The sequence below is a fragment of the Herbaspirillum lusitanum P6-12 genome (assembly GCF_000256565.1).
Classification (GTDB): Bacteria; Pseudomonadota; Gammaproteobacteria; order Burkholderiales; family Burkholderiaceae_D; genus Herbaspirillum; species Herbaspirillum lusitanum.
In genome coordinates this window covers 1-15,402 of record NZ_AJHH01000611.1, presented here as the reverse complement: position 1 = coordinate 15,402, position 15,402 = coordinate 1, and the positions used below count along the sequence as shown (strand labels likewise).

Sequence of the window (15,402 nt, the reverse complement as noted above, 5' to 3'; positions counted from 1 at the left end):
ATTTGTGGGTTTTTGTTTGTGCGGCGTAGTGATTTCACGATGACGACGTGACGACGGAAACAATCACCATCCGTGCCACAAAGCAAAAAGCCCCGATCCTTTTGGGAAGTCGGGGCTTTCGCCTGAATCTTGGTTGCGGGGGCAGGAGCTTTTTCTACTTACCACCCAAAAATCGTCTGAAACCCTGATCTAGCCTCGCTTTTGCCGGCCTTGCTTGGACGGTTGCAGGTTAAAAAAGGTGACACAGCAGGTGGATTATATCAGCGATTCATTTAAAAAATGGTTTGAATAACTGCTTCCGGGCTTCATGGATGTAACTGCTATGATATTCAAACGTCAATTATGGGGATGGCAGAAGCCAAACATTCATGGAAGAACTTATAAGCCTAGTGTCGTCCATTCCATCCAGCATTTGGGGAGCCGTTGGCGGTGCAATCATAACTCTCTGTGGTGTATTCATTACCCATCGTGGCAATACCAACAGGCTCCGTATTCAACTTGCACATGACTCCGGAGAAAAAGCCAAAGAACGCATTTCTGCCCTTAGAAAAGACATCTATCTAAAAACGGTGGAAGAACTTACAAAAGCCAATGCCCATCTCGCAAGTTTGCCGCAAAAAGATCCCACCAAGGGAAATCTTGCCGATGAATTGCAGGGCTTCTTCATTACAGCCGCTAAATTACAGTTGGTTGCAGAGCCAAAAACCGCTCTTCTAGTCAATGAGCTCGTGGCCAGTTATGGACAGTTGGTCTTAAAGGGCATGGGAAATGCCATGCCTTTACATCGGATTCGTAGTGATATTGCGATTTTCGATGACCTATACAACCAAGTGTTCCTTTGCTCGCAGCATTGACCCTGTCTAACTGATCCACTTTCCATTGCCGGGCGAACGCGGCAACGCGATCATAAGAGCCTTCAAATCCCAACACACACAAGTCTGCGTGCATCTGCTTGAGACTTCGCTTTTGCTTCCTAGATTTGGTGGATTCGGTTTTAAGCCATGCAGATAGTTTGAATGTGTACACATCCAGAGCACTGGCTGAACGCCGGTCAGCGTAGGCTGGCTCTACAGTTTCAGAGCGCAGGTAACGTCTAACGGTGTTCCTGGAGATGCCAAGTCGCTTGGCGATCTCCCTTAGCGATATCTGGTCACGTAAGTGCCAGCGCCGAATAATTCCTAGTAATGCCACGTCGATCACTCCAATCTCCTACCTGATTGCTTAGGTAGGATTGTGTATCAAACGTGGGTCAATTTTCGATGCAAAATTCCCAGCAAAGTGGGTCAGTTTTCGATGCAAATCTACACCCGCCGCCTCAACCTCTCACCAAACACCATCGAGACTTATCGCTCACATCTCAAACAAAAATTAAACATCGAAACAGGGGCGGAATTAACCCGTATCGCGTTTTTGCAAATTCAAGAAGAACAATCTATTTCGAAATTCAATGGTTGAATTTGATTCTTTCGATGTCAATGTACGCAATAAGAAAGGCTTGAACCCTCAAGCCTTTCTTACGGATAAAAAGTCTTTAATTACAAAGCCAGAGCAAACGGGAATCTTGGAATTGAACGCGGAAATTCTCCCATAGGATGCTGTGTCCCCCCACGTTGTTTGATGACAATAGGAACTGCTTTTTCATGTGCTTCGCTGATGGTCATTACTTCCGGAGTAGATGCAACATATCTGTCGGCCCATCGATTACCAATCGCTAACAGTGTTGAAGAATACGTTCCACCTTGTCCCGGAATATCCCCGGCACTTTCTCCAATAGAGCAACTATACATAACTCCCAATCCGGCCGGAGCTTTGTTAATGTGATCTTCAAAAATTTTACGAGCGTTATGTTGGACGGAGAGCGAATCCATTGTTATCGAACTTTTTACAAAAGTTTCTTCCAGCTTTTGTTGGACGACCACACGGCAAGCATCAATGATTGTGGTGCGACGAGGAGCACCTTGTTTCAATAAAAAATCCTCGATTAGCACATTCGGTGAGAGCTCTAAAATAGTCGTTTGTTTTTTGGAATCATATCCACCATGTCCAGCGAATACAACGACAGAATAATCCACCTTCTTTAAATCATTGATCGAATTTTCGACTTGGATTTTAGTCGGATTTTTAAGAGTAATGATCTCATTGGCATACCATTCACCTCCGGCTCTGCTTTCGAAAAATCGTCGGTAATTTTTCATGTCGTCGATAACGCCGGGAATGCTTGAATCAGGGCAGCCAATGATGAGTGCTTGTCTTTTCATTTGTTGTTATTCCTTTGGTGAAGTTGAACTACTTTTGCTCTTTGTGCTTGAACTTTTATCGTCAAATTTGGAAATAATCGAAGTGGCTAATCGTTCCCCACTTCCCGCAGCAATGGAGGCCAAGAAGGTAAATAAATTCATATGGCCATTTGCTGAAAAATTTCCAAAAATCATATCCGAGCGAATCGCTAAAACGACAACCACGGCGGATATTGCACCGGCAATGACTCTTGATCCTGCTTCTAGCCAGTGAAGACTTTTTCCCGCATCTGCATCCACTTTAAGGTCACCACTTCGGACGATTACAGATAACAAGGTGCCGAGTGCTCCCGCACAAGAAGAAAGTAATAACCAAAAAACAGTTTCTCCGAATCGTGAAATGTAAGTCAGACGATCAATCCAAAGCATAAAACCCAAGAGCACGAAAAAGCCTGAGCAAATCGCACTTGAAGATAAATACCAACGTCTTGATGTCTCTTCGCTACGAGCGTTCCAATATTGGATAGCGGCCTCGACAATTTTTTTTGCAGTGAGCGGATCTTTCTCAAATGAATAAGTAAGAGCCTCTCCGAGTAACCGTCTAAAATGGCGTTTAATTCCTGATGGGAAATCCTCATTAATTCCTACTTCAAGGACCGCAATTTCAGCCAGTAGGTTATTGTGAGCCAGCCTTGATTCTTCAGGCCACTTATCGATTTCGGCATCATAGATGGGACGGGTTTCCCAATCGATATGTTCTTTTAAATCTAAAACGACAATGTAATTTTGGGTGGCTCGAATGAGAACAGAACGCTCCACGTGTTTCCATTGCCTATGAAAATCCCCTCTGTGGATTTCGTTTTCGTCGATTTCTACCGGCTTCTCCCCATCTTTGATGGAAACAACCTCCGCCCCGATTTCTGCAACGTTCATAGCCGCCTTTCTAATATTTGTTATTTTAAGACTTCATCCATTTTGATTTATTGCTTATAAAATCTTTGAAATCTCCCGTATAACGCAGAGCCTGAATATCCAACGGCCAAATCAAAGAATCGACCACTTGCTTTAAATTCGGAAGATCACGGACATATCCTAAGTGAACGTCCATTCCTTTTTCCGTCCCATGCCCAACGATCCGAGAGGCCAGTGTGGCCGAAATTCCGTTGTTAGCCAACTGGGTGATAACATTCACTCGGAAGGAGTGGAAGGACTTGTGATCGTCAGGCGTTTTGATCTTCCGGGCCTTCAAGTATTTCAGATGTTCTTCGCTCAGTCGCTTTGAATACGATCCATTGACGAAAGAGCGGTGAGGAAAAATCCGCTCTGCACCGGCCTGACGAACCTCTTCAACGTAATCCAAGAAGCCTAGTTGGATCAAAGCGTCACAAATCGGCACCTTACGAATGCCATTGCTGGTCTTGCTCCGATAAACGTAGATGTAGTGAACGCCGTTTTCTGCCTGAATCACGTCCTTGCAACGAATCTGTGTCGCTTCACTGATTCGCATGCCGGTATAAATGCCCAGTAGCGGCCCCCAGAAGAGGTCAGGAGCGTTCATTTTAGTTTTATAGGCCAATGGCTCAAACAAGACGGTTAGGTCTTCCTTGCTGAACGGTTCATAGGATTCCGTTTGTTTGACCCTCTCTTTCTTCGTAAGTACATACAAGCCAGAAACCGGGTTCGTGTTGTGTCGGGTATACGTGCCTTGATTCAAGGCATATTCGAAGAAGTCGGCAATGGACAGTAATTTATTGTCGATGGTTTTTGCGGCCTGTCCTTTTTTAAGTAACGCGGATTTATAGGCCACGATGTCCGATTTATCCAATTCATTGATTTCTGGATTTTTTCCCTTCAAGGCTCGCTCGGTAAAGTCCTTGAAATGGTATTCCTTCGCATCGACGGTACGAGCAGAGTTCTTTAACCGCCGCTCCATGATCCATTCAGCGGCAACCTTTGACACCTTTGGAGATTGGCGTTGCTGGGCATGTGCAACCACCTGAGCAAGAAGGGCTTGTTCATCCGAGGCCAATTTCTGAACGGCAGGAGAGACTTCTTCGGGAAGTACGGCCTCCATCTGTTTTAGGGCTTCCATGGCACGGGCATGATCTTCCGGCCCCTCAGCCTTTATTTTCGCCCCTCGAAACTCAATCTCATAGGTCTTTAAATCGTCCAGATTGAAATTGAAGTCCCCGATGTTCGGATTATTTGAGTTCTTGTTCATTGCTCGATTCCGCTCAATGACTGCGTTAAGTTGTAACGCAACAATGTTAGCAGTCACCGGGCATTTCGTGCGAAGGCTGACCTTTCGGTCTTGTTGGGCGGTTTTGAGCCGGAAATAGAAAACACCGCATCGATTGCGGTACAGCCGAGGGGCTTTGATTTGTGGCATGGCGAGGTGGCTCACTTTGTGGCACACCGCCCGAAATGCAAAAAACCGCTGAAAGCCAAGGCTATCAACGGTTTTAGACAAATTTGGTTGCGGGGGCAGGATTTGAACCTACGACCTTCGGGTTATGAGCCCGACGAGCTGCCAGACTGCTCCACCCCGCGTCTGAAGAAATAGATTATACGACATATCCGCCCCCGATGCAAACTTCCGCTGAGAATACTTTGCCTGGAGCACGTGCGTCATGCTGCGCATGCCTTGCAGAGACATCGCGATTTGCACAGGGAAGCATGCATGCATAAAAGAGTAACCCTGATAGCGACAGTGATACACTTCTACCTCGCATTTGCCGTGAATCATCATACAGACGATGGCATGTTGTTCGCCGTCGGACATTCCTACAAAAACACGCCTACCGCCTTTTATGAAATTTTGTTCTGAATGCGCTCATCCGGTTTCCTTGCAGATTCCTCCCGATGACAATCGCCCTCGCTTCGTGTGCGGCAATTGCGGCGCCATTCATTACCAGAATCCAAAAATGGTGGTCGGTTCGATCCCGGTCTGGGAGCGTGACGGCGAAGTGCGCGTGCTGCTGTGCAAGCGCGCCATCGAACCGCGTCACGGCTACTGGACCTTGCCGGCCGGCTTCATGGAAAACGGTGAAACCACCACCGAAGCTGCCGAACGCGAAACCGAAGAAGAAGCCGGCGCACGCATCAAGCTGGGCGCGCTGTTCTCGCTGATCAACGTGCCGCACGTACATCAAGTGCATTTCTTTTACCTGGCCGAACTGCTCGACCTCGATTACACCGCCGGCATCGAAAGCCTGGAAGTCACGATGTTCAGGGAAGACGAGATTCCCTGGGCTGACATCGCCTTCCCGACGGTGGAATATACCTTGCGTTCCTTCTTTGCCGATTTAGCCAAAGTGAAAACCGGCGACGGCGTGTTCGGTCTGCACACCGACGATATTCGCAAACGCATGGTGCAACCGGAACAGCCTGACTAATTTACGGAACAGCGCATGATTTCCTGGCTGGATGTCGATTCGCCCTTCCCCGATGTGTCCAAGGCACTGGCCGAACCGGCTGGTTTGCTTGCCGCCGGCGCCGACCTGTCGCCGCAACGCCTGCTCGAAGCCTACCGCCGCGGCATCTTCCCGTGGTTCTCGGAAGGCCAGCCCATCCTGTGGTGGAGCACCGATCCGCGCATGGTGCTGTACACCGATCGTTTCATCATTTCCGACAGCCTCAAGAAGACCTTGCGCAAGATCGAGCGCAGCCGCCATACCGACCGCCGCTGGGAGATCCGTTTCGATTCGGCCTTCCGCGACGTCATGCGCGCCTGCGCCGGACCGCGCCGCGATGACGCCGGCACCTGGATTTCCAAGGACATCGTCGACGGCTATTGCGGCTTGCACCGCGCCGGTTATGCGCATTCGGCGGAAGTCTGGCTGGAAGGAAAACTGGTCGGCGGCGCTTACGGCGTGTCGATCGGCCAGATGTTCTACGGCGAATCGATGTTTGCGCGCGTGACCGACGCCTCCAAGGTGGCGCTGGCGTACCTGGTGCATTTCCTGCGCCGGCACGGCGTGCAGATGATCGATTGCCAGCAGGAGACGCCGCACCTGGCGTCGTTGGGCGCGATCCCGATTCCTCGCAACGACTTCATCAAGCACCTGCGCGTGGCCATCGAGGCGCCGCAGATCGGTTTCTGGCATCCGCTGGACCTGTTTCCGCCGGCCTGACGCCCGGCCCTCTTGCCTTGAAGCCCTGCCGGCGGTGCAGTTACTGCCGCCCCAAAGTAGTGTAAATTACAGGGAATCGTGACGAAATCGTTACACCGCCGCGCACAGCGAAGCGACTGCCAATGATTGCAACACCAGGACGCCCATGACGCATCTCAAAGACCTGCCGTTTTCCACGTTGCAGTTTTATGCAACGGCTCCCTATCCCTGCAGTTACCTGGATAACCAGCAAGCCCGCTCGCAAGTCGCCACGCCGTCGCACCTGATCAACGCCGACGTCTATTCCGAACTGGTCAAGACCGGTTTCCGCCGCAGCGGCATCTTCACCTATCGCCCCTATTGCGACGGCTGCCAGGCCTGTACGCCGGTGCGCATCAAGACCGCCGAATTCATCCCCAACCGCAGCCAGCGCCGCGCCTGGAACAAGAACAGCGGACTGGTCACGCTGGTCACCAACCTGACGTACGCCTACGAGCATTACGAGCTTTACCTGCGCTATCAATCAGTGCGCCACGCCGGCGGCGGCATGGACCAGGACAGCCGCGACCAGTACGCGCAGTTCCTGCTGCAAAGCAAGGTCAACACGCGCCTGGTGGAATTCCGCGAAGCCGACGGCACGCTGCGCATGGTCAGCATCATCGATGTGCTCGACGACGGCTTGTCATCGGTCTACACCTTCTACGATCCCGATGTCGAAGGCTCGTCCTACGGCACCTACAACATCCTGTGGCAGATCGAGCAAGCCCGCCAGCTCGGCATCCCCTACGTCTACCTTGGCTACTGGATCAAGGAAAGCGCCAAGATGGCCTACAAGACCAACTTCCAGCCGCTGGAAGCATTGCAGAACGGCAACTGGACTGCATTGCGCGAATAGCGCGGATAGTGTCGTCTCGTGCGCGCCGTTTTGCGCGGAAAAGCGCCCCGGACACGTTAAAATGGCGGCACTTTTTCTTCCGGCTTGCTTGCCGCTCACGTCCGTTTCCTTTCCAGCCCATCATCGTGTCCGATAAATTCCTCTACGCCCTTGCCCGCCCGCTGCTGTTTTCGCTCGACGCAGAATCCGCCCACCACCTGACCTTGCCCGCCTTGCGCCGCGCCGCCGCGCTCGGCCTGACCGGCCTCTTCAGCAAGCCGGCCGCCGATCCGCGTACGATCATGGGCGTCACCTTCCCCAATCCGGTCGGCCTGGCCGCCGGCCTGGACAAGGACGGTTCCTACATCGACGGCCTGGCGGCGCTCGGTTTCGGCTCGATTGAAATCGGCACGGTCACGCCGCGCGCGCAACCGGGCAACCCGAAGCCGCGCATGTTCCGCCTGCCGGCTGCGCACGCCATCATCAACCGCATGGGCTTCAACAACGGCGGCGTCGACGCCTTCGTCGCCAACGTGCAAGCCTCGCGCTTCTACCAAGGCAAGCAAGGCGTGCTCGGCCTGAACATCGGCAAGAACGCCGACACCCCAATCGAACGCGCCGCCGACGACTACCTGCACTGCCTGGAAAAAGTCTATCCCTACGCCAGCTACGTCACCGTCAACATCTCGTCACCCAACACCAAGAACCTGCGCCAGCTGCAAGGCGCGTCCGAACTCGATGCCCTGCTGTCGCAGTTGAAGGATGCGCAACTGCGCCTGGCCGACCAGCACAAGCGCTACGTGCCGGTGGCGCTGAAAATCGCGCCGGACATCGACAGCGAACAGATCAAGAACATCGCCGACGCGCTGCTGCGCCACAAGCTCGACGGCGTCATCGCCACCAACACCACCATCACGCGCGACGCCGTCAAGGGCCTGCAATACGGTGAAGAAGCCGGCGGCCTGTCGGGTGCGCCGGTGTTCGAGTTGTCGAACCAGGTGGTGCGCGGCCTGAAGGCAGAACTCGGCGATGCCCTGCCGATCATCGGCGTCGGCGGCATCCTCAGCGGCAGCAACGCCAAGGCCAAGATGGAAGCCGGCGCTTCGCTGGTGCAGTTGTACTCGGGCCTGATCTATCGCGGCCCGGCGTTGGTCAAGGAATGCGCCGACGCCTTGCGCTAAACCGCTCCGGCATAAAAAAACCGCCGTTGCGTTTTGCATGCAACGGCGGTTTTTTTATTGCAGGGTCAGTTCAAGCGTACTAGAGCACCTTGCGCAGGAAATCGCGCGTGCGTTCGTTCTTCGGCTCGCCCAGTACCTGCTGCGGCGGACCTTCTTCCATGATCACGCCCTGGTCGATGAACAGCACGCGGTCCGAGACTTCGCGCGCGAAACCCATCTCGTGCGTGACCACCACCATCGTCATGCCCTCTTCGGCCAGCGTCTTCATCACGGTCAGCACTTCGCCCACCAGTTCCGGATCGAGCGCCGAGGTAGGCTCGTCGAACAGCATGACCTTGGGCTCCATCGCCAGCGCACGGGCAATCGCCACGCGTTGCTGCTGACCGCCGGAGAGCTGGTTCGGGAAGGCGTCGATCTTATCCAGCAAGCCGACTTTCTGCAGCAGCTTCTCGGCCACCAGCACCGCCTCGCGGCGCGACAGTTTCTTCACTTGCATCGGCGCCATGATCAGGTTTTCCAGCACCGACATGTGCGGGAACAGGTTGAAGCGCTGGAACACCATGCCGAGGCCGGCGCGCAGCGTGTTCAGGTTGACGTGCGGATCGTTGACCTTGACGCCGTCGATGAAGATCTCGCCGTCGCTCGCTTCTTCCAGGCCGTTGAGGCAGCGCAGGAAGGTGCTCTTGCCCGAACCGGAAGGTCCGATCACGCACACCACTTCGCTCTCCCTGATCTCGCAGTCGATGCCGCGCAGGATGTGTGCTTCACCGTATTGCTTTTGCAATTGCTTGACGCTGATCATCGCGCATCTCCTTTGCCGTAGCGGTTTTCAAGATGCCGCACGAACGCCGACAGCAGCAAGGTAATCGCCCAATACACCAGCGAGATCGTCAGGTACGGCTCCCAGTAGCGCGCATAGGCGCCCGACACCGTGCGCGCGGCATAGGCCAGCTCGGCCAGGCCGATGGCCGACGCCAGCGATGAATCCTTGACGATGGCGATGGCGTTGTTGCCCAGCGGCGGCAGCATGCGGCGGAACGCCTGCGGCAGCACCACCTTGCGCAGCGTCTGCATGTAGGTCATGCCGAGCGAACGCGACGCCTCGCTCTGGCCGCGGTCGATCGACTGGATGCCGGCGCGGAAAATTTCCGACACGTAGGCGCCCGAGTTGAGCGTGATGGCCAGCACCGCCGACGCAAACGCGCCGTACTGCGAACGGATCTCGCGCGCGATGTCGCCGCTCAGAATCAGGCCGCCGCTCGGATTGATCAGCATCGGCATCAGCGCGAAGTGGATCAGCAGGATCTGCACGAACAAGGGCGTGCCGCGCAGGAAGCTGACGTAGAAGCGTACCGGCAGCTGCACCGCGTAACGCAGGAAATATTTCCAGAAACCGTGGCGCGCCTCAGCCAGCCGGCCGACGCCCAAGGCCAGGCCCCAGCACGTGCCCGAGATGACGCAGATCAGCGCGACCTTGATGGTCATCCACGTGCCCTCGATGAACAAGGGCAGGTACTCGCCGATGATTTCCCATTGGAAGAAAGAATTCATGAATGGAATCCGGGTAAAAATCTGCCCACGTCTTGCAAGGAAGACGTGGGCATTGAGAAGAAGTACTTAGATGAGCGGATTGCGGATTATTGCAGCGGCAGCGTCGGCACGTTGGCGTCGAACCATTCCTTGTAGATCTTGGCGTAGGTGCCGTCGGCAACGATCTTCTTCAGGCCGGCGTTGATCTTGTCCTGCAGTTCCTTGTTGCCCTTCTTGACGGCGATGCCGAAGTATTGACGGGTGAACTTGGCGTCGCCGACCACCTTGAATTGTTTTTCAGGATGGCTCTTGATGTAGAACTTGATCACGCCGACGTCGCCGATGGCGGCATCAACGCCGCCGCGGTACAGCTCTTCCAGCATCAGCGGCGTGTTGTCGAAACGGTGGATGGCGGTGCTGGACTTGCCGACTTCTTCCGACAGGATGATGTCGCCGGCGGTCGAGTTGACCACGCCCACTTGCAGCTTCTTCAGGTCAGCCAGCGCGGCAACCTTGGAGCCGGCGCCGGTGATGATGACTTGCTCGGCCGGGAAGTATGGCAGCGAAAAGTCGACCATCTGGGCGCGCTTCTCGGTGATGGTGATGCCGGAAATGATGATGTCGCGGTCGCCCTGGCCCAGGGTGGCGAAGATGCCTTCCCATGGTGTGCTGACCAGCTTGATCTGGAAGCCGGACGCCTTGGCGATGGCCTTGATGATGTCGATGTCGAAACCGACCAGTTCCTTCTTCGGTGTCTCGAATTCAAACGGACGGTAAGTGCCGCCGGCGCCGACGACGTAAGTCTGGTCTGCTGCCTGGGCCGAGACGGCGGTCAGCGACAGAGCCAGCACGCTGCCTGCGAGCAGGACGAGTTTCTTGAGCGACATTGTTTTTCTCCCTGAATAAGCTTGTAGATAAATTTATGAAATGAGCTTGTTGATGAATTCTTGTTGCTTCCCGGGGCTCGATCCGAATTTGCGCAAACGCGCTGCAAAGCCGCCGCCCGGAGCGCGGAACCCGACATGATCCGGGGTATGCAGCGATCAGTCAACAGCCAATTTATTGATTTTTTATTACTTTTTTATCGAATCAATGTCGATTTTCCAAACAGGCTCTCCACCAGCTCCACCACCAGTTCAGCCGTCTGGTTGCGCACGTCGCAGGCCGGATTGAGCTCCATGACGTCAAGCGATGCGAGCCGGCCGGTGTCGGCGATCATTTCCATGCATAACTGGGTTTCGCGGTAAGTCGGTCCCCCCGGCACTGCCGTGCCCACACCCGGCGCCACCGCGGGATCGAGGAAATCGATGTCGAAGCTCACATGCAGATGGGTGCCGGCGTCGATGCCCGACAAGGCCTGCTCCATGGCCACGCGCATGCCGTGCTCGTCGATGTGGCGCATGTCGTAGACGCGCAGGCCGAGTTCGTGCAGGTGGCGCTTTTCGTCGCGGTCGACGCTGCGAATGCCTACCTGGCGGATCGCATCCGGTTGCAGCGCGGGTACTAGCCCGCCGATGTGGGTGAGCGCATCGGGGCCGTTGCCCAGCAGGCACGCCACCGGCATGCCGTGGATGTTGCCGGTCGGCGTCGAGTCGCTGGTGTTGGCGTCGGCATGGGCATCCAGCCACAGCACCAGCAGCTTCTTGCCCTGCTCGCGGCAATGCTGCGCCACCGCCGCAATCGACCCGATCGCCAGCGCGTGGTCGCCGCCCAGCAGCACCGGAATCTGCCCGCCGTGCAAGGCGCCGTGCACCGCTTCATGCACTGCGCGATTCCAGGCCACCACTTGCTCCAGATGACGGAAACCCTGCACCGGACCTTGCTGCGGATTGGGCGGGCCGCTGACGTCGCCGCCGTCGGTCACGGCGAGGCCATGCTGCTGCAAGGCTTGCTGCAGGTTCGCCACGCGCAACGCTTCCGGCCCCATCGAGGCGCCGCGACGGCTCGCGCCGATGTCGGTGGGAGCGCCGATCAGGCGGATTTCCTTGCTGCGGTTTTCTGTCATTTGTTTCCTTCGGTTTCCATGGTTGATTGTTCAGGCGTGCAGCAGGTTCAGTGCGGCAGTGAATGTTTCCGTCGACTCGCCCTTCACGGCGGCGCCGTACAAATCCTTGGGATCGGCCAGGTCCGGCACCAGGTCGATCTGCTGTGTGAATCGTGCGTCCAGTTGTTCGTCCAGATAGCGCAGCGCCGAAAAATCCTCCAGCGCAAATCCCACCGAGTCGAACACCGTTACCTCGTCGTCGCCGACACGCCCGCTGGCCGCGCCTGCCAGCACTTGCCACAACTCGGTCACGGCGAACTCCGCCGGCATCTGCTGCAACTCGCCCTCGACGCGCGATTGCGGCTCGAATTCCACCACCACGCGCGCCCTGCTCAACACCTCGCGCTGCAACTCCGTCTTGCCGGGACAATCGCCGCCGACGGCATTGAGGTGCATGCCTGCTTCCACCATGTCGGCAGTGACGATCACCGCCCGACGCTTGTCCGCCGTGACGGTGGTGACGATGTCGGCGCCGCGCACGGCTTCGTCAACGCTGCCGGCGCGCACGATGCGCAAGTCCGGATACGCGCCCAGGTTGCGGCACAGCTTGTCGGTGGCCGCCGCATCGACGTCGAACACGCGCAGTTCATCAATCCCAAGCAGGCGATGGAAGGCAATCGCCTGGAATTCGCTCTGCGCGCCGTTGCCGATCAGCGCCATCACGCGGCTGTCCGGCCGCGCCATGTGCCGCGCCGCCAGCACCGAGGTCGCCGCCGTGCGCAAGGCCGTGGTCAGCGTCAGTTCGCTCAGCAAACGCGGATAACCGCTGCCGACGTGTCGGCCAGCACGCCAAAGGCGGTCACCGTCAGCAAACCGTGTGACGTGTTTCGTGGATGTCCGTTCACATATTTGAAGGAATACAGCCGCCCATCCGAAATCGGCATCAGTTCAATCACGCCCACGGCCGAATGACTGGCCAGGCGCGCAGTTTTGTCGAACTGTTGCCAACGCAAGTAGTCTGCTTTGATAGTGGCCGCGAGCCCTTCGATGACCTGCTCCAGCGGGCGCGTGGCGAGGAAGGACTGCAATTCCCGGGTTCCGACGTACTTGACCATGATGAATGGTGCGGCTTGACGCCGCTTTTGCTGCGATGAAGGAAATTTTACAGATGAACATTGGAAATTTGCTTTCTTTATCCTATAAATAAAGACATGCTTATGCAGCTTTATTTCGTAGCTCGAGCTTAACGGGAGGTTCCATGGACAAACTTGACGTCAAGATCCTTGAATTGCTGCAACAGGACGGTCGCATGAGCAATGTCGACATCTCGGAAAACATCCACCTGTCGCCGCCGCAATGCCTGCGCCGCGTGCGCGTGCTGGAAGAACAAGGCGTGATCCGGCGTTACGCCGCGCTGGTGGCGCCGGCGGCGGTGGGGCTGGACGTCACGGCGTTTGTCGCGCTGTCGCTCGACCGCGCGCAGTTCAAGCAGGTGCGCGAGGTTGAAAGCGTGATCCGCGACTTTCCGGAAATCATCGAGTGCTACACGATTTCAGGCGACTTCGATTATCTGCTCAAGGTGGTATCGCACGACCTCAAGAGTCTGTCGCACTTCCTGACCGATCGCCTGATGCAGGTGCCGGGCGTCGCCGGGCTGCGTTCGATGATCTGCCTGGAAGAAGTCAAACCGCTGTCGGGATTGCCGATCAGGCTGGAGGATCGTTGAGTACGTCCGCGGGAACATAGGAACTCTGCTGCGTCACGAAACCATCGAAGGCTTGCAGTAGCGGCAAGTACCTGGCGGCGGCATCCTCGAGCTGGCCCAGCGCATGGCAAGCGGCTTCCAGCGTCGACAATTGATCGGCGCGATGCGCCTTGCGGATGCGATATTGCGAGGCCGGCGGATCGACCAGCGGCAAGCGCGGCAAGACCTGCAGCAAGGGATTCAGATACAGCATCTTGCGGCTCTTGCGCCAGGTGGCGTCGAGAATCACCAGCCGCAGCCGCTCTGGCGTGGACAGATCGGGCAAGGCGCCGGCCGGTTCGCCCGGCGTGCGCGGATACAGCAACACCGGCTGAATGCCTCCGCCGAACAGCAAATCCCGCAATACCGCTTCATCGAATTGCTCACCCTGCGCCAGCACGCTGTCCGTCAGGCTCAGGTGCAGCAAGCGCCCGCTGCCCTTGGCCTGGGCGACTTCCAGCGGATGCTGCAGGATCAACACCTGCGCCGCTGACGTTAGCGGCCGGATCCAATTGCAAATGCAACTGCTCTGCGCGCGCAGGCAACGTTCGCACATGGCGCGTTTGGAAGACGAATCAGCTCCCGTCAATTGATGTATTCCTGCAAACCCGCCGCCAGCGCATCGAATGCCACACGCACGCGCGCGCTGTTGCGCAGGTCTTCGTGCATCACCACCCAGGTCTCCAGCGCGAACGAAAACTGCTTTGCCAGCACGCGCACCAGGCTGGCGTCGCGTCGCGCCAGCGGCGTCTGGCAAAAACCGATGCCGTAACCGGCGCGGATCATCGCCAGCTGCGCAATGTCGCTGCTGGTGCGCAACGCGAACTGGCTGCGGCGCAAGGCCGGCATGTGTTTGGCGGCGCTGCGGATGAAGGCGGTTTCCTTGTCGAAACCGATGATGGCGTGCTCGTTCAGTTGCGCGAGATCTTTCGGCGTGCCGTGCTGCGCCAGGTAATCCTTGTGCGCATGCATGCCCAGTTCGATGGCGCCGATGCGGCGCGCGACCAGCACTTCCTGGGTCGGCTGCACCATGCGCACGGCGATGTCGGCTTCTCGCTTGAGCAAGTCCTCGATGCGGCTCGACAGGGCCAGTTCGATCACCAGTTCCGGATGGCTGCGCTTGAGCGCCAGCAGGATGGGCGGCAGCACTTCGACGCCGATCACTTCGCTGGCGGTAATGCGCACCGTCCCGCGCACCTGTTCCCCGGCGCCGCCATGCTCTGAGGCCGCGCGCATCAGCGCCGCCGTGGTGGCGGCCAGGCTTTCGGCGTACGGCTGCAGGCTGAGCGCCGCCTCGGTCGGCATGAAGCCGTGCTGCGAACGCGTGAACAAGGCAAAGCCGACCGCCTGCTCCAGCGCGTCGACGTGACGGCCGATGGTCGGTTGCGTCAACCCCAGCGCACGCGCGGCGGCAGAGAGCGAGCCTTCCTGCAATACCGCGAGGAAAGAGCGATACAACTCCCAGCCGGGATCGGCGACGGTTCTTTTATCCATACAAATAAGTATAGCATCACGATACTTTTAACCAATTCCATTTAACCCACATTTACCCGACACTCCTCTCATCGCAACGAACAATCAGCGAATCAGACAATCAGGAGTGAATGATGGCAAACGAAAAAAACGTATTGATCCTCGGCGCCACCGGCGGCATCGGTGGTGAAATGGCGCATCGCCTGCATGCGCGCGGCTGGCACGTGCGTGCATTGCATCGCCAGGCCGGGCAGATCGCGGCCCGGC

The 15,402-nt window shown here is 56.6% G+C and carries 17 protein-coding genes, 1 tRNA gene and 2 pseudogenes; 8 read left to right on the top strand and 12 right to left on the bottom strand.

Going from position 1 to position 15,402, the window contains the following annotated elements; translation table 11 throughout:
- Positions 1 to 368: 368 nt before the first annotated feature.
- On the top strand, positions 369 to 854 hold the full coding sequence (locus tag HLUSI_RS33330; protein ID WP_016835665.1) for a hypothetical protein: 486 nt from the start codon (positions 369 to 371) through the stop codon (positions 852 to 854).
- Here the strand turns inward: HLUSI_RS33330 and HLUSI_RS31925 are convergent.
- A pseudogene (locus tag HLUSI_RS31925) lies at positions 832 to 1,200 on the bottom strand (helix-turn-helix domain-containing protein); the annotation flags it as partial. The gene HLUSI_RS33330 and the pseudogene HLUSI_RS31925 overlap by 23 nt on opposite strands.
- 93 nt (positions 1,201 to 1,293) lie before the next feature.
- Between HLUSI_RS31925 and HLUSI_RS31920 the strand changes: the two are divergent.
- Positions 1,294 to 1,455 (top strand): LuxR C-terminal-related transcriptional regulator, encoded by a 162-nt coding sequence (locus HLUSI_RS31920; protein WP_083831004.1) that lies wholly within the window; start codon positions 1,294 to 1,296, stop codon positions 1,453 to 1,455.
- Between the two features lie 80 nt (positions 1,456 to 1,535).
- Here the strand turns inward: HLUSI_RS31920 and HLUSI_RS31915 are convergent, their stop codons facing one another.
- The 4 genes from HLUSI_RS31915 to HLUSI_RS0120155 form a co-directional block, all read right to left on the bottom strand.
- Positions 1,536 to 2,258 carry a caspase family protein gene (locus HLUSI_RS31915; RefSeq protein WP_083831003.1) on the bottom strand — a complete coding sequence of 241 codons (723 nt, stop codon included), beginning with the start codon at positions 2,256 to 2,258 and terminating at the stop codon, positions 1,536 to 1,538.
- A 6-nt stretch (positions 2,259 to 2,264) separates the two neighbouring features.
- Complete coding sequence (locus HLUSI_RS32940; protein ID WP_157137942.1) at positions 2,265 to 3,170, bottom strand: hypothetical protein; 906 nt, start codon at positions 3,168 to 3,170, stop codon at positions 2,265 to 2,267.
- A gap of 25 nt (positions 3,171 to 3,195) precedes the next feature.
- Positions 3,196 to 4,707 carry a site-specific integrase gene (locus HLUSI_RS0120160; protein WP_029363813.1) on the bottom strand — a complete coding sequence of 504 codons (1,512 nt, stop codon included), beginning with the start codon at positions 4,705 to 4,707 and terminating at the stop codon, positions 3,196 to 3,198.
- A gap of 3 nt (positions 4,708 to 4,710) precedes the next feature.
- A tRNA-Met gene (locus HLUSI_RS0120155) sits at positions 4,711 to 4,787 on the bottom strand.
- Positions 4,788 to 5,047: 260 nt separating this feature from the next.
- Here HLUSI_RS0120155 and HLUSI_RS0120150 point away from each other — a divergent pair.
- The 4 genes from HLUSI_RS0120150 to HLUSI_RS0120135 all read left to right on the top strand — a co-directional run bounded on the left by HLUSI_RS0120150 (position 5,048) and on the right by HLUSI_RS0120135 (position 8,404).
- Positions 5,048 to 5,632, top strand: coding sequence for an NUDIX hydrolase (locus HLUSI_RS0120150; protein WP_029363812.1), 585 nt, complete (start codon positions 5,048 to 5,050; stop codon positions 5,630 to 5,632).
- Between the two features lie 15 nt (positions 5,633 to 5,647).
- The gene (aat, locus tag HLUSI_RS0120145) at positions 5,648 to 6,370 is read left to right on the top strand and encodes a leucyl/phenylalanyl-tRNA--protein transferase (RefSeq protein ID WP_016835663.1); all 723 of its coding nucleotides are present in this window, start codon (positions 5,648 to 5,650) and stop codon (positions 6,368 to 6,370) included.
- Between the two features lie 145 nt (positions 6,371 to 6,515).
- Positions 6,516 to 7,244 carry an arginyltransferase gene (locus HLUSI_RS0120140; RefSeq protein ID WP_016835662.1) on the top strand — a complete coding sequence of 243 codons (729 nt, stop codon included), beginning with the start codon at positions 6,516 to 6,518 and terminating at the stop codon, positions 7,242 to 7,244.
- 125 nt (positions 7,245 to 7,369) lie between these two features.
- Positions 7,370 to 8,404: a quinone-dependent dihydroorotate dehydrogenase gene (locus HLUSI_RS0120135; RefSeq protein WP_016835661.1), complete on the top strand. Its 1,035-nt coding sequence runs from the start codon at positions 7,370 to 7,372 to the stop codon at positions 8,402 to 8,404.
- 79 nt (positions 8,405 to 8,483) lie between these two features.
- Here the strand turns inward: HLUSI_RS0120135 and HLUSI_RS0120130 are convergent, their stop codons facing one another.
- From HLUSI_RS0120130 to HLUSI_RS29760, 5 genes and pseudogenes are all read right to left on the bottom strand, one after another.
- Entirely contained in the window at positions 8,484 to 9,206 is a 723-nt protein-coding gene (locus tag HLUSI_RS0120130) for an amino acid ABC transporter ATP-binding protein (RefSeq protein WP_016835660.1), read from the bottom strand.
- Entirely contained in the window at positions 9,203 to 9,955 is a 753-nt protein-coding gene (locus tag HLUSI_RS0120125; RefSeq protein ID WP_016835659.1) for an amino acid ABC transporter permease, read from the bottom strand. The genes HLUSI_RS0120130 and HLUSI_RS0120125 overlap by 4 nt, the downstream gene beginning before the upstream one ends.
- An 86-nt stretch (positions 9,956 to 10,041) precedes the next feature.
- A complete protein-coding gene (locus HLUSI_RS0120120) occupies positions 10,042 to 10,821 on the bottom strand; it encodes a basic amino acid ABC transporter substrate-binding protein (RefSeq protein ID WP_016835658.1) in 780 nt (259 codons plus the stop codon).
- 194 nt (positions 10,822 to 11,015) lie between these two features.
- The gene (rocF, locus tag HLUSI_RS0120115; RefSeq protein WP_016835657.1) at positions 11,016 to 11,939 is read right to left on the bottom strand and encodes an arginase; all 924 of its coding nucleotides are present in this window, start codon (positions 11,937 to 11,939) and stop codon (positions 11,016 to 11,018) included.
- A gap of 30 nt (positions 11,940 to 11,969) precedes the next feature.
- Positions 11,970 to 13,033: pseudogene (locus tag HLUSI_RS29760) on the bottom strand (ornithine cyclodeaminase).
- A gap of 143 nt (positions 13,034 to 13,176) precedes the next feature.
- Here HLUSI_RS29760 and HLUSI_RS0120105 point away from each other — a divergent pair.
- The gene (locus HLUSI_RS0120105) at positions 13,177 to 13,644 is read left to right on the top strand and encodes an Lrp/AsnC family transcriptional regulator (protein WP_016835655.1); all 468 of its coding nucleotides are present in this window, start codon (positions 13,177 to 13,179) and stop codon (positions 13,642 to 13,644) included.
- On the opposite strand, the gene HLUSI_RS0120100 is transcribed toward HLUSI_RS0120105, so the two are convergent.
- Together HLUSI_RS0120100 and HLUSI_RS0120095 are read right to left on the bottom strand one after the other, a co-directional pair.
- Positions 13,625 to 14,218 carry a tRNA-uridine aminocarboxypropyltransferase gene (locus tag HLUSI_RS0120100; RefSeq protein ID WP_040503715.1) on the bottom strand — a complete coding sequence of 198 codons (594 nt, stop codon included), beginning with the start codon at positions 14,216 to 14,218 and terminating at the stop codon, positions 13,625 to 13,627. The two genes, HLUSI_RS0120105 and HLUSI_RS0120100, sit on opposite strands and share 20 nt — an antisense overlap.
- Positions 14,219 to 14,247: 29 nt before the next feature.
- On the bottom strand, positions 14,248 to 15,156 hold the full coding sequence (locus HLUSI_RS0120095) for a LysR family transcriptional regulator (protein WP_029363810.1): 909 nt from the start codon (positions 15,154 to 15,156) through the stop codon (positions 14,248 to 14,250).
- A 110-nt stretch (positions 15,157 to 15,266) separates the two neighbouring features.
- Between HLUSI_RS0120095 and HLUSI_RS32935 the strand changes: the two genes are divergently transcribed.
- On the top strand, positions 15,267 to 15,402 hold a 136-nt coding region (locus HLUSI_RS32935; RefSeq protein ID WP_157137940.1), incomplete at its 3' end, for an SDR family NAD(P)-dependent oxidoreductase.

Coding starts and splice junctions, on each gene's coding strand:
- HLUSI_RS32940 (WP_157137942.1), bottom strand. CDS start 3,170: ATGAACGTTGCAGAAATCGGGGCGGAGGTTGTTTCCATCAAAGATGGG.
- HLUSI_RS0120105 (WP_016835655.1), top strand. CDS start 13,177: ATGGACAAACTTGACGTCAAGATCCTTGAATTGCTGCAACAGGACGGT.
- HLUSI_RS31920 (WP_083831004.1), top strand. CDS start 1,294: ATGCAAATCTACACCCGCCGCCTCAACCTCTCACCAAACACCATCGAG.
- HLUSI_RS33330 (WP_016835665.1), top strand. CDS start 369: ATGGAAGAACTTATAAGCCTAGTGTCGTCCATTCCATCCAGCATTTGG.
- HLUSI_RS0120100 (WP_040503715.1), bottom strand. CDS start 14,218: ATGTGCGAACGTTGCCTGCGCGCGCAGAGCAGTTGCATTTGCAATTGG.
- HLUSI_RS0120140 (WP_016835662.1), top strand. CDS start 6,516: ATGACGCATCTCAAAGACCTGCCGTTTTCCACGTTGCAGTTTTATGCA.
- aat (WP_016835663.1), top strand. CDS start 5,648: ATGATTTCCTGGCTGGATGTCGATTCGCCCTTCCCCGATGTGTCCAAG.
- rocF (WP_016835657.1), bottom strand. CDS start 11,939: ATGACAGAAAACCGCAGCAAGGAAATCCGCCTGATCGGCGCTCCCACC.
- HLUSI_RS0120150 (WP_029363812.1), top strand. CDS start 5,048: ATGAAATTTTGTTCTGAATGCGCTCATCCGGTTTCCTTGCAGATTCCT.
- HLUSI_RS0120130 (WP_016835660.1), bottom strand. CDS start 9,206: ATGATCAGCGTCAAGCAATTGCAAAAGCAATACGGTGAAGCACACATC.
- HLUSI_RS0120125 (WP_016835659.1), bottom strand. CDS start 9,955: ATGAATTCTTTCTTCCAATGGGAAATCATCGGCGAGTACCTGCCCTTG.
- HLUSI_RS31915 (WP_083831003.1), bottom strand. CDS start 2,258: ATGAAAAGACAAGCACTCATCATTGGCTGCCCTGATTCAAGCATTCCC.
- HLUSI_RS0120095 (WP_029363810.1), bottom strand. CDS start 15,156: ATGGATAAAAGAACCGTCGCCGATCCCGGCTGGGAGTTGTATCGCTCT.
- HLUSI_RS0120120 (WP_016835658.1), bottom strand. CDS start 10,821: ATGTCGCTCAAGAAACTCGTCCTGCTCGCAGGCAGCGTGCTGGCTCTG.